This window comes from Acidaminococcus hominis (assembly GCF_900291475.1).
GTDB lineage: Bacteria > Bacillota > Negativicutes > Acidaminococcales > Acidaminococcaceae > Acidaminococcus > Acidaminococcus hominis.
Genome location: NZ_OLMM01000005.1, coordinates 234,669 through 247,257 on the forward strand (window position 1 = coordinate 234,669; position 12,589 = coordinate 247,257).

The following is a 12,589-nucleotide window of genomic DNA, read 5'->3' on the forward strand; positions in this document are numbered from 1 at the left end:
GCGCAGTATGGAACTAGAACAATTGCTTTTGGCCCGGCGGAGCGTCCGGCATTTTACAGCAGAACCGGTGGACCCTGCTGACCTGAAAAAAATTTTGGCGGCAGGGCTGTCGGTGCCCAGCAGCAAAAACCTCCACAGCAGCGAGCTGGTGGTGGTTACGGACCCGGAGCAGGTCCACGCCCTAGCGGACTGTAAGCCCCAGTTTGGCCAAATGCTCCGGGAAGCGGCCTGTGCGGTGGTGGTACTGGGCGCCACTTCTTCCCATGCCTGGGTGGAGGATGCCTCCCTGACCCTTTTGGCCATGCTGCTCCAGGCAACAGAGTTGGGCCTGGGCAGCTGCTGGGTTCAGGTGCGCCATATGCACGCAGCAGCCCTGGGAGCGGACGGGAAACCTCTCACGTCTTCGGATTACCTCAGAGAAAAACTGGGCATTCCGGAAGGGTATGAAGTGGAAGCCATTTTGGCCCTGGGCCATGCTGCCCATCCCCTGCGGCCCCATACGTTGCAGGAATTGGACTGGAAAAAGGTCCATCAGGAGCGGTTCTAAAGCAAAATCCCGTCCTTCCCAGTAAGGGAAAGACGGGATTTTTCAATTGGCGCTTTTAGAAGGTTCCCTGCATATAGGTTTCCCCCCAGTGGCAGATGGCCATAATCACCGGCCGCAGGGTTTCTCCCCGTTCCGTCAGGGAGTACTCGGTTTTGGGAGGAACCACCGGGTAGACTTCCCGGTGCAGCAGGCCGTCCGCCTCCAGTTCCCGGAGCTGCTGGGTCAGCATTTTGGCCGTAGCCTGGGGAATGTAGGCCTGGAGCTGGTGGAAACGGAGTACGGAATCCGTCATGATATGGTAAAGGATGATGGCCTTGTATTTGCCCCCAATTTGGCTAAGGGCAGCTTCCACTGGGCAGTGGAAGGGCTTTTCCTGGGGATCGTGTGGTTTCATAATGCCTCCTTGGTTTCTGAAAGGTAGCAAATACCTTTTTGGGCAGTATTTGCAGAATAAAAGACCTATGGTAATATTACCATAAGATGTCAATGGGTTCCCAGAGCGCCGGGAGAGGCTCTGGACCAGGGGAGGGGAAAGTTATGGAAAAAAACAGCGGGGGTTGGGGAAACTATTTGCTGCCCATTGTGGCCGCCTGTCTGCTTTACGCCCTGAGCGGCGGTATCCGGGCGGTGTATGGGATTATGATCCGTCCGCTGACGGTATTGTCCGGAATTTCTTATGCGGACGCAGCTTTTGCTTTTGGCATTGCCCAGCTGCTGTACGGGCTGACCCAGCCCCTGTGGGGCGCCCTGGCCCTGCGCCGGGGGAGCCGGCCGGTGCTTTTGGCAGGGGCGGTGCTGATGGCCGCCGGCTTATTTTTGACGCCGCTGGCCCGGAGCACCGGGGAGCTGACCCTGTATTTGGGGATTATCCTGGCTTCCGGGACGGGCGCCCTGTGCTTTGGCCTGATTATGGGCACCCTGTCGCCCCTTTTGGGACCCCAGCGGGCCTCCGCCGTGTCCGGCATCCTGAATGCCGCTTCCGGCATTGGCAGCGCCTTTTTGTCCCCGGCCCTTCAGGGCATGAATGCGGCCTGGGGAATTGGCACCAGCCTCAGGGTGCTGGGCGGGGCCCTGGCCTGTATGGTGCTGGTAATCCTGTGGCTGTGCAGCCTGAAGCAAGCGGGAAAGCCCAGCAGCCAGGCTGCTGAAGAAGCGTCCCAGGAGGCCATCGGCAGTGTTCTTCGCCGGGCCTGGGGCACCTGGGCCTATAAGGCCCTCCTGATTGGGTTCAGCACCTGCGGGTTCCATATGGTCATTATCCAGACCCACCTGGTGCCCCAAATGGAATCCCTGGGGGTGCCGGGCAGTACGGCAGCCATGCTGTACACCGGCTTTGGGCTCACCACCCTTCTGGGGTCCATTCTGTCCGGCTTTTTCTGCCTGCGCTTTCCCCAACCCCGGGTGTTGGGGACTTTGTACGGGCTCCGGGTGGTGACGGTGGTGCTGTTCATGTTCCTGCTGCCCCAAAATACCCTGTGCCTGGGTCTGTTCACCCTGCTTTTGGGTTTTACCGGAGATGCTACGGTGACCCCTACCTCGGAAATCATCAGCCGGCGGTTTGGCCCGGCTTCCATGGGTTTCCTTTTTGGGCTGACCTTTGTGTGTCACCAGATTGGGGGTTTTGTCAGTTCCTGGCTGGGGGGTATCCTGTTTACCCAGACCGGCAGCTACCAGACCATCTGGCTGGCGGATGCGGTGCTGTGCGCCATCGCTTCCCTGGCCAGCTATTCCATTTCCCGGAGGGTTCCTGCTTTAGAAAAATAAAACAGAAAGCCATGACGTTCCCTTTTGGGAGTGCCATGGCTTTTCTTACGTTTGGGGCAGGGCCTTGTCCGCTTTTTGGCCCGTTTGTTCCGGCCGGCCCTGGATGGCTTCCACCAGAAGGGGCACCAGGGAACGCAGGGGACTGTTTTCCTCATAGGCCAGGCCGATGGAACGATGGTTGTACCGGCTGCGGAAAGAGAAAAAGCGGACGTGGTTGGTTTTGGGGTTGTAGTTTTGGGCCAGAACCCCGGGCAGGAAGCCCACCCCGTAATTATGGTTTACCAGGGAATACACCGTATCCAGGTTTTCCGAGGAATAGACGGATTGGGGCATGAAGCCAAAGTGCCGGCAGATTTTCAGGGCAGCCTTGTGCATCTTGAGCCCTTCCTTGGGCAGCACAAAAGGAAAATGCTGGTAGGCCAACAGGTCGATTTTCCCGTCCTTCAGGGCGGTGGGAAGCAGGTCCAGGGCTTCCTTGTTTTCTTCGCTGAAGGCAAAGAGAATTTCTTCTTCTCCCAGGCTCACAAAGGAAACTTCCTTGTGGGTTACAGGAGCCGGGAAAATCCCAAAGTCCAGTTTGCCCTGGAGCATCTGGCTTTCCAGAAAATGGGATTCCCCGTCCACAATCTGGATGTGGTAGGCGGGCAGGCATTTCCGGATGCTTTGGAGGAAGGGGGTCAGGAACCACTTCCCGTAGAACTGGGATACGCCGATGCTGAGCTGCTTCTTTTCATCGTTGCACCAGTGGCGCATGGCCTGCTCCAGCCCCTGCATCTGCTTTAGGATTTCCTGGCCCTGCTGGATATAATACTGGCCGGCAGGGGTCAGTTCCACGTGGGTCCGGGTCCGGTAGAACAGGGCCACGTTCAGGCTTTTTTCCAGCCTTTTGATATATTGGCTCAGGGCCGGCTGGCTGATGAACAGCAGCTGGGCAGCCTGGGAAAAGCTTTTGGTTTTGGCCACGGCGGCCACGTACTCCAAATCACGGCTATCCATAGGTACCTCCTCTTTGGCTTATAACTTTGTATTATAGACTGATTATAATATAGTATTATACAACCCTTGGGGAAAATAGTAAAGTGTAGGCAAGAAAAGTGAGAATTGCGTGATAGTTTGCATAACGCAATGGGGGTAAAGGAGAGAGTATCATGGCTTTAAATTTGACGCAAAAATTATTGCAGGCCCATCTGGCCAAACCGGCGGAACTGGTGCCGGGTAATGAAATCGAACTGACGGTGGATCAGACCCTGACCCACGATATCAATGCGGTCATGTCCTACCTGGCCTTTGAGGCCCTGGACCTGGACCGGATCCGCACCAAGCTGTCCGTCAGCTACATTGACCACAATCTGCTGCAGATCGACAACAAGACCCCGGACGACCATATCTACCTGCAATCCATCGCCCAGCGTTACGGCCTGGTGCTGTCCAAGGCCGGCAACGGCATCTGCCATACCCTGCAATACAGCCGTTTTGGCAAGCCGGGAGCCATGCTCCTGGGAGGCGACAGCCATACGCCCAGCTGCGGCGCCCTGGGTATGCTGGCCATTGGGGTAGGGGGCATGGATATTGCTGTAGCCCTGGCAGGTTTCCCCTACGTGCTGAAAATGCCGAAAATCGTCAAGGTGAACCTGAAGGGTCATCTCCAACCCGGTTCTGCGGCCAAGGATATCATTCTGGAAATGCTGCGCCGCTGCACCGTGAAGGGCGGGGTTGGCAAAATTTATGAATACGTAGGAGAAGGGGCCAAAACCCTGTCCATTCCGGAACGGGTGACCATCACCAATATGGGGGCCGAACTGGGTGCTACCACTTCCGTCTTCCCGGCGGATGAACAGGTGCACCGCTTCCTGAAGGCCCAGGGCCGGGAACAGGATTACACCCCTTGGGAACCGGATGAAGGCTGTTCCTACGATGAAGAAATGGAAATCGACCTGGATACCCTGGAACCCCTGGTGGCTTGTCCCCATATGCCGGACAATGTGATGAAAGTGGCGGACGTGCCCAAGGTGCCGGTACAGCAGGTGTTCATCGGCAGCTGCACCAACGGTTCCTACAGCGACTTCAAGAAAGTGGCGCTGGTACTCAAGGACCACAAAATCTGCCCCACGGTGAGCCTGGTGCTGGGCATCAGCTCCCGGCAGATCTACCTGCGGCTGATGCAGGACGGCGTCCTGGCAGAGCTGCTCAATGCCGGCTGCCGGCTGACGGAACTGGCCTGCGGACCCTGCTGCGGCATCGGCATTGCGCCCCCCAGCAAAGGCATTGCAGTCCGGACCTCCAACCGGAACTTCAAGGGCCGGAGCAGCACGGCGGATGCCAGCCTGTACCTGGTAAGCCCTGAAGTGGCTGCAGCTACGGCCATTAAAGGGGAACTGGCCCTGCCCCAGGACGTGATGGACGATGTATCCGTACTGGCCCAGGTTCAGGAACCGGACAGCTATCCCATCAACGACAACCTGTTCCTGCTGCCGCCGGAAGATGGCAGCAAGGTGGAAATCGTCCGGGGCCCCAACATCAAACCCCTGCCGGTAGCCGAACCGCCGGAAGAAACCCTGGAAGCCAAGGTCAGCCTGAAAGCCCGGGACAATGTGTCCACCGACGATATTACCCCGGCCAGCGCCCAATTTTCTTCCATGCGGTCCAATATGCCGGCCATGGCCCAATATGCGTTCTGCCGCTACGACCCTGACTTTTCCAAACGGGCCCAGGCAGACGGCAAGAGCTTTATTGTAGGCGGGGAAAACTACGGCCAAGGTTCCTCCCGGGAACACGCCGCCATTACCCCCATGTACCTGGGCGTCAAAATGGTGATTGCCAAGAGCTTTGCCCGGATCCATAAGCAGAACCTGATCAACCATGGGGTTACCCCGGTGGTCTTTGTGGACCCGGCGGCCTACGACGGCATTGACCTGGACGACACCTTCCATATCGACAACCTGCGGGAGCAGATGAAACAGAAATTGATTACCGTAAAAAATATCACCAATGGCACCCAATTCCAGGTTCGTCTGGAAGTGTCCGACCAGGAAGTAGAAATCCTGCTGGCCGGCGGCAAACTGCGCTTCTACAAAGCCAAGCTCCACGGCCACGCCTAAGCTAAAGGGGAAGAAATCATGGAAAATAAAAAAGTAACTTACGCCTATATTGGCTGCCGCACTACGGAAAAGAGAAATGCCCGGGGTAAGGGCATCTCCTGTTATACCATTGACGAACGGGGAGTCTGGAAGCTTAAAAATATTACCAAAACCATGGATAACCCGTCCTATCTGGCCTTTGACCGGACGGAACAGTTCCTGTACACCGTCCACGGGGATTTTCACGAAGTCAGCGCTTTCCGCATTGAGGAAAACGGCAATCTGACCTTCCTCCAGACCCTGCACGGCATCGGCCAGAACCCGGTGCATCTGGTGCCCTCCCTGGACAACCGGTTCCTGTTTGTAGCCTCCCTCCAGGGCGGCTGCGTGGCTTCCCTGCCCCGGCGGGAAGACGGTACCCTGGGTGACCCGGTTTGGGTGGAACACCTGGAAGGCTGCGTGGAAGGGGGCGTTTCCCACGCCCACCAGTGCCTTCTGGACCATACGGGGAACTTCCTCTTGGTGCCCACCCAGGGCCGGAAAGTGGGCTACGAACGGGTTTGGGTGCTGAAGGTGGACCAGGCTACGGGAAAACTGTCCCGGGCCAGCTGGGTGGAAGCCCGGACCTACGCAGAACCCCGGCATATTGCCCTGACTGAGGACAACAAGCGGGCCTATCTGGTCAACGAAAAGGGCAACGCCGTTACCTTCTACGACTTTGACGATGCAGCCGGCGTCCTGACGCCTCGGCAGATCAAAACCACTCTGCCGGATACGTATACCGGCCAGGGCCAGGCCAGCGCTGTGCTGGTGTACCCGGAAGGCCCCTTTGTGTACGCCTCCAACCGGATCCACGAAAGCCTGGCTTCCTACCGGGTGGATGAAGCTACGGGCTATCTGCACCCTACGGGCTTTGTGTCTTGTCAGGGCCTGACGCCCCGCTTTATGACCTTCAGCCCGGATAACCGGCAGCTGGTGGTGGCCAATGAAGACAGCGATACGCTGAAATTCTTCGCCATCGACCCGGATACGGGACTATTGGACTATACCGGGGTTACCGTACCCACGGAAAGCCCCACCTGTGTCATTTTCTGTTCCCGGTAAGGAGGATGCAGCATGGATTTAGGTATCTTATCCCTGGTTTTGCTGGTAGTGGCCATTGTTATCGGTTTTTTCCGGAAGGTCAATGTGGGCCTGGTTTCTCTGACCCTGGCCATGCTTTTGGGGCGTTTTGCCGGCCTGAAGGACAGCGTGATCCTAAACGGCTTTAAGCCTAATCTGTTTATTACCCTGATGGGGGTTACCCTGCTGTTCAGCATCCTGAACAACAATGGCACCATCGAGCTGCTGGCCAAGAAGATTGTGGCCCTGGCCGGCAAGAACAATTTCCTGATTCCCATTGCCATTTTCCTGATTGGCTTTGGCCTGACCACCATTGGCCCGGGGTCCATTCCCATTCTGGCCATTATGCCGGCCTTTGCCATTCCCATTGCCAAGGTGCACGGGTACAACCCGCTGATGCTGGCCATGATTGGCTGCTTCGGCTGTTTTGGGGGCCGGATGTCCCCCATTACCCCGGAAGGTATCCTGACCTATGATTTTCTGACTGCGGGGGGCCTGGATGCGGCGGCTGCTGTACAGCCCATCTATACGGCCCAGACCATTACCGGCGTGATTATGGCCATTGCCGCCTTTGTGTACTACAAGGGCTATAAGACCAATCCGCCGGCAGAAGGGGAAGCTGCCCTGAAGGAAAGCTTTACCCCCGGCCAGTGGCTGTCCCTTTTGGGCCTGATTGTCATGGCGGTGCTGGTTATTGCCTTCAAGTTCAATGTGGGCCTTACCTGTTTTGCCATCAGCGGTTTCCTGCTGGTGTGCCATGTGGCCAACGAAAAGCAGTGCCTCCGGGCCATTCCCTGGGGCGTGCTGATTATGGTTTCCGGGGTTAGTGCCCTGATGAACATCGTTATCCTGACCGGCGGCATTACCACCCTGACCAAGGCCCTGTCCCAGCTGATGAATCCCCACATTGCCCCGGCTGTGATGGCGGCAACGGCGGGCATTATGAGCCTGTTTTCCTCCGGCCTGGGCGTGGTGTTCCCCACCCTTTTGCCTACGGTGGTGGGCATTGGCCAGACCGTTGGGGTAAACCCTCTGGAGCTGGCTTCCATGGTGGTTATTGGCGGTACCATTACCGGCATCAGCCCCATTTCTACCACCGGCGGCCTGATTATGGCCACCCTGATGGCGGAAGACAGCAGTGACAAGCGGGACGAAGAAATGAAGCTGTTTATGGAACTGACCTTCTGGGCCCTGGGCATCCTGGTGGTGCTGACGGTGGTATCCGGCATCGGTTTCTACAACCTGATTTTCTAACCTATAAGAAAAAAGGGGCTGTGAAATAATACTTACCCCCGAAAGAAAAAACGGCTTGCGAGCTCAAAAGAGTTCGCAAACCGTTTTTTTGTTCGTTATGCCGTATCCAAACCTCAAAACTTCCTCAGTCAGTCCTGCGGACTGACAGCCCCTCCACGCTTGGATGGGCCAGTCTTAGGCCTATACTGGTCGTGTGCTAAACGGATTTTGAGATGAAGTCACGGTATGTAAATACTAGTACTACCCCTTTTGTGTCACTTGACCAGTAGAGGTCTGGAATGCTTCCTTCAAGCGTGAAGGAAGTGGCGCCGCAGGCGACGATAGAAGTTTCATTATTTCACACCCCTTTTTTTGTGTTTTTAAAACTTAGGCAGGGCTCTCCAGCCGGTCCAGGAAAAGCTTTACCTGGGGGAGCAGGGCGTAGTCTTCCTGGTAGTACACGGTGGTGGTCCGGGTAAAGGGGGTACCGTCGTTAAACTGGAGGGGCATTTTCCAGAGCCCGTCTTCCCGGGACAGGCAGATCTCCGGCAGGATGGACCAGCCAATCCCCGCCGCAATCATGGCCAGGCAGGCGGAGATGTCGTTGACCTGGATGGAATAGGCGTCCTCCTGGATATGCTGTTCCGTTTTCCAGCGCTGGATCCGGGCGGTAAAGGGCTTGTCCGAGGTCCGGTGGATGTAGGGCAGGTGGGAGAAGTCCCTGCCCTCATTTTCCCTGCTGGTTACGGCGTAAACCTTTTCCCGGGTCAGCAGCCGGCTGGCCCCGGACCAGGCAAAGGTCCCCCGGAGCACGGCCAGGGACAATTGGCCGGCTTGCAGCTTTTGGAACAGCTCCAGGCTTTGGCCGGTGGTGACGGCAATCTGCACGTCCGGGTAGTAGGTCATGTACTGCTTGAGCAGGGGCGGCAGGGTGTACCGGGCAAAATTTACGGAGACCCCCACCTTCAGGTGCCCGGCAATATGGCCCTGGGCAAACTGGGACAGGCTTTTGATCCGCAGGAGGGAAGCGGAAAGTTTATCCATTTCCTGGGCAATGCTGTCGGCCGAGGCGGTGGGAATCAGCCCCTTCACCGTGCGGATAAAGAGGGGCGCCCCCAGTTCCTCCTCCAGCTTGTGCAGCCGTTTGGTTACGGCGGATTGGGTCATGTACAGGTCCTGGGCGGTTTTGGTGATGTTCTTGCTTTCCATCAGCTGCTGAAAAATCCGGATATCTCGTTCATCCATGGAAGCTGCCTCCTAAACATTCCAACTTAGAATATAAATTAAGGAAATTATATCATTTTTCATGATGGAAGAAAGCCCCTATAATGGGAATTGTAGAAAACGTGCTCGTAAGAACTGGATTTCAGGGGGGTATAAACGATGAATCAAGAACAAAGAAAGTTTCCCTGCGTATATATGCGGGGCGGTACCAGCAAGGCCGTATTTTTTCATAAGGAAGATCTGCCCCAGGAGGAACGGGAATGGCCGGAAATCTTTTTGAAGGTGATGGGTACGCCGGATGTGAAGCAGATTGACGGAATGGGCGGCACGGTGAGCTCCACTTCCAAGGTGGCCGTGATTGCTAAGTCCCAGCGCCCGGGCGTGGACGTGGATTACCACTTCTTCCAGGTGGATATTGTGATTCCCCGGGTGGACGATTCCGCCAACTGCGGGAATATTTCCTCGGCAGTAGGACCCTACGCCATTGATGAGGGCCTGGTGCCGGCTGTGGAACCCATTACTGTGGTCCGGGTGTACAACGAGAATACGAAAAAGGTCATCGAGGAACATGTCCGGGTCCAAAACGGCCATGCCTGCGTCAACGGGGATACGGTAATCCAAGGGGTGCCGGGCACCGGTTCCCGGGTGGACCTGTTTTTTGAAGATCCTGCCGGCGCCAAAACCGGCAAACTGTTCCCTACAGGGCAGAAAAAAGAAAGGCTGGACGTACCTGGCTACGGTTTCTGTGAAGTTACCCTGATTGACTGCTCCAACCCGGTAGTGTTCATCAAGGCCGAGGACCTGGGCATCAAAGGGACGGAACTGACGGAGCTCAACCAGAACAAGGACGTTATGGAACATATTGAGCGCATCCGGGGCCTGGCGGCAGTACGTATGGGCTTTATTACGGACTATATGAAAGCCCGCACCGAATCCACTTCTGCCCCCAAGGTAGCCATTATCAGTAGGCCCCAGGACTATAAGAACATGGACGGCCAGCTGGTGCCCAAGGAAACTATGGACCTGTGCGTCCGGGCCATTTCCGTGGGTATGCTCCACAAGGCCTATCCCATGACGGTGGCTGTAGCTACCGGTGCTGCGGCCAAGCTTCCCGGCACCATTGTGGCGGACTGCCTGGGAAATTTTGCAGGGTCCTGTATCCGGCTGGGGCACTCCAGCGGGGTTACGGAAGTAAACATGAAAATGGACGGAGAAAAGGTCCTCCAGGGCGGCGTAGTGAGAACGGCCCGCCGGATTATGGATGGCTGGGTTTATATCCGTTAACGCTGGAAAAATACGAGAAAAACCAAAGGAGAACATCATGATTCAATGTTTTGATAAAGCCTATTACGTAACGGACGGGGGCAAGGGCTATGTCCCGGCTGACCAGCATCCGGAATGGGATGCCCAGGCGGCCCATAAAAATACCATTACACATCAGATTATCAGTGCCCACAACACCAGCGGCAGTGAGGAAAACCTCCGCCTGCATTTTGACGCCATCGGCGTTTACGACAACACCTATGTGGGCATTATGCAGACCGCCTGTGCTTCCGGCTTGAAAAAATTTCCGGTGCCCACCGTTTTCACCAACTGCCACAACTGCCTGTGCGCCGTTGGCGGCACCATCAACTCGGACGTGCACAAATACGCCGAATCCATCTGCAAAAAATATGGCGGTATTTTCGTACCGCCCCATGAAGCCGTAATCCACCAGTATATGCGGGAAATGATTGTGAAAGGCGGCAGCATGGCCATTGTGTCCGACTCCCATACCCGTTACGGCACCCAGGGTTCCCTGTCCATTGGGGAAGGGGGCCCGGAAATTGCCAAAGCCATGCTGAATAGACCCTACGAACTGCGCTACCCCAAAGTGGTAGGGGTGTACCTGGACGGGGCGCCCAAGGCCTGGGTTGGCCCCATGGACGTAGCCCTGACCCTGATTGGGGCCGTGTTCAAAAACGGCTTTGTAAAAAATAAGGTGCTGGAATTTGTGGGCCCCGGGGTGGCTTCCCTGTCCATGGACTTCCGGAACGGCATCGATACCATGACCACGGAATCTGCCTGCCTGACCTCCGTCTGGGAAACCGATGACGTGGTCCGGGAAGATTTCAAGGTCCATGACCGGGAGCAGGACTACAAGAAACTGGCACCCCAGGACAAGGCCCTGTACGACAGCTTCATTTACCTGGACCTGTCCACGGTGGAACCCATGATTGCCATTCCCTACCATCCTTCCAATGCCTTCCCCTTGAAGGAAGTCATTGCCCAGCCGGAAAAATACATGAAAATGGTGGAAGAAAACGCCAAGTCCGTCTTTGAAAATACCCCGGATATCCACCCCGATATGGTGGGCAAAATCCAAAAGAACGGCCGGATCCTGGTGGACCAGGCAGCCATTGCCGGCTGCGCCGCAGGTTCCTTTGAAAATATCTTTGCGGTGGACCAGGTAGCCCGCTATACCCAAAAGGGCCTGGGCATGTTCCCCCTGAACATCTACCCGGCTTCCCAGCCCATTTTGACGGAACTGAACCGGACGGGTATTGCCAACGACCTAATGACCTACGGCGTGCGCCTGAAAACCGCTTTCTGCGGGCCCTGCTTTGGGGCTTCCGACTGCCCGGAAAACAACGCCTTTGTGCTGCGGCATTCTACCCGGAACTTCCCCAACCGGGAAGGCTCCAAGCCGAACATGGGGCAGGTGGCTTCTGCTGCCCTGATGGATTCCAAGTCCATTGCTGCTACGGTCTTTAACGGTGGGCAATTGACCTCTGCTGAAGAAATGAAAGACGCCTTTACTACGGGTACCCTGCCGGAATTCCACTTCAACAAGGCCATCTACGACCATGTGGTGTACAACGGCTTTGGCAAGGCCCAGCCGGAAACGGAAATCATCTACGGACCCTCCATCAAGGATTGGCCTAAGATGGAAGCCCTGACGGATAACCTGCTCCTGGAAGTGGCCTCGGTGATCCGGGACGAAGTGACCACCACGGACGAACTGATTCCCTCTGGGGAAACGGCTTCCTACCGGTCCAATCCCTATAAAATCTCCGAGTTCACCCTGCTGCGGAAGGATCCCAGCTATGTGGGCAAGGCCAAGGCCGTACAGCAGTACGAAAAGGCACGCCTCTCGGGAGATAAGGCCACTGCGGCAAAATTCTACGCCGTACTGGAAAAAGTGGGCGTACCGGTGGAACAGGAGCTGGACAGCCTGCTGAAGACCACTGGCATTGGCAGCGTGCTCTACGCCAAACGGCCTGGGGACGGTTCTGCCAGAGAATATGCAGCCTCCTGCCAGAAAGTCCTGGGAGGCCTGGCCAATATCTGCATCGAATATGCTACCAAACGGTACCGCAGCAACTGCGTGAACTGGGGTATGCTGCCCTTTACCAATCCGGACCAGGAAATCAACCTGACCCCCGGTGACGTGATCTGGCTGCCGGGCATCCGGAAAGTAGTGGCCGAAGGGGGAAATGCCCTTGACGCAACGGTGATTGCCCAGGACGGCAGCATCCGCCCCCTGCACCTGGACCTGAAGGACCTGACCGCCGGGGAACGGAAGACCCTTTTGGCAGGCTCCATGATTAACGTATTCAAAGAAGAAGCTGCCGGAAAGTGA

10 protein-coding genes are annotated in these 12,589 nt (G+C 56.5%); 7 read left to right on the forward strand and 3 right to left on the reverse strand.

The annotated features are described in order from the left end of the window. The first annotated feature begins 7 nt into the window (after positions 1-7). A complete protein-coding gene (locus C7E10_RS07495; RefSeq protein WP_105326707.1) occupies positions 8-547 on the forward strand; it encodes a nitroreductase family protein in 540 nt (179 codons plus the stop codon). Positions 548-602: 55 nt separating this feature from the next. On the opposite strand, the gene C7E10_RS07500 is transcribed toward C7E10_RS07495, so the two are convergent. Next, positions 603-941, reverse strand: coding sequence for a winged helix-turn-helix transcriptional regulator (locus C7E10_RS07500; protein ID WP_105326708.1), 339 nt, complete (start codon positions 939-941; stop codon positions 603-605). 143 nt (positions 942-1,084) lie between these two features. On the opposite strand from C7E10_RS07500, the gene C7E10_RS07505 reads away from it, so the two are divergent. Further along, positions 1,085-2,311: an MFS transporter gene (locus C7E10_RS07505; protein WP_158572288.1), complete on the forward strand. Its 1,227-nt coding sequence runs from the start codon at positions 1,085-1,087 to the stop codon at positions 2,309-2,311. A gap of 45 nt (positions 2,312-2,356) precedes the next feature. Here the strand turns inward: C7E10_RS07505 and C7E10_RS07510 are convergent, their stop codons facing one another. Beyond that, complete coding sequence (locus C7E10_RS07510) at positions 2,357-3,307, reverse strand: LysR family transcriptional regulator (RefSeq protein ID WP_105326710.1); 951 nt, start codon at positions 3,305-3,307, stop codon at positions 2,357-2,359. Between the two features lie 152 nt (positions 3,308-3,459). Between C7E10_RS07510 and C7E10_RS07515 the strand changes: the two genes are divergently transcribed. Genes C7E10_RS07515 through C7E10_RS07525 form a run of 3 tightly spaced genes read left to right on the forward strand, consistent with a single transcriptional unit; the run spans position 3,460 to position 7,764 of the window. Then, positions 3,460-5,409, forward strand: a complete 1,950-nt coding sequence (locus C7E10_RS07515; protein ID WP_105326711.1) for an aconitate hydratase — start codon at positions 3,460-3,462, stop codon at positions 5,407-5,409. Between the two features lie 18 nt (positions 5,410-5,427). Further along, the gene (locus C7E10_RS07520) at positions 5,428-6,492 is read left to right on the forward strand and encodes a lactonase family protein (RefSeq protein WP_105326712.1); all 1,065 of its coding nucleotides are present in this window, start codon (positions 5,428-5,430) and stop codon (positions 6,490-6,492) included. 12 nt (positions 6,493-6,504) lie between these two features. Next, positions 6,505-7,764, forward strand: coding sequence for an SLC13 family permease (locus C7E10_RS07525; RefSeq protein ID WP_105326713.1), 1,260 nt, complete (start codon positions 6,505-6,507; stop codon positions 7,762-7,764). A gap of 366 nt (positions 7,765-8,130) precedes the next feature. Here C7E10_RS07525 and C7E10_RS07530 read toward each other — a convergent pair whose 3' ends face one another. Continuing rightward, positions 8,131-8,988, reverse strand: coding sequence for a LysR family transcriptional regulator (locus tag C7E10_RS07530; protein WP_105326714.1), 858 nt, complete (start codon positions 8,986-8,988; stop codon positions 8,131-8,133). Positions 8,989-9,126: 138 nt separating this feature from the next. On the opposite strand from C7E10_RS07530, the gene C7E10_RS07535 reads away from it, so the two are divergent. Both C7E10_RS07535 and C7E10_RS07540 read left to right on the forward strand, forming a co-directional pair. After that, positions 9,127-10,251 (forward strand): 2-methylaconitate cis-trans isomerase PrpF family protein, encoded by a 1,125-nt coding sequence (locus tag C7E10_RS07535; RefSeq protein ID WP_105326715.1) that lies wholly within the window; start codon positions 9,127-9,129, stop codon positions 10,249-10,251. 37 nt (positions 10,252-10,288) lie between these two features. Further along, the gene (locus tag C7E10_RS07540) at positions 10,289-12,589 is read left to right on the forward strand and encodes a hydratase (protein WP_105326716.1); all 2,301 of its coding nucleotides are present in this window, start codon (positions 10,289-10,291) and stop codon (positions 12,587-12,589) included.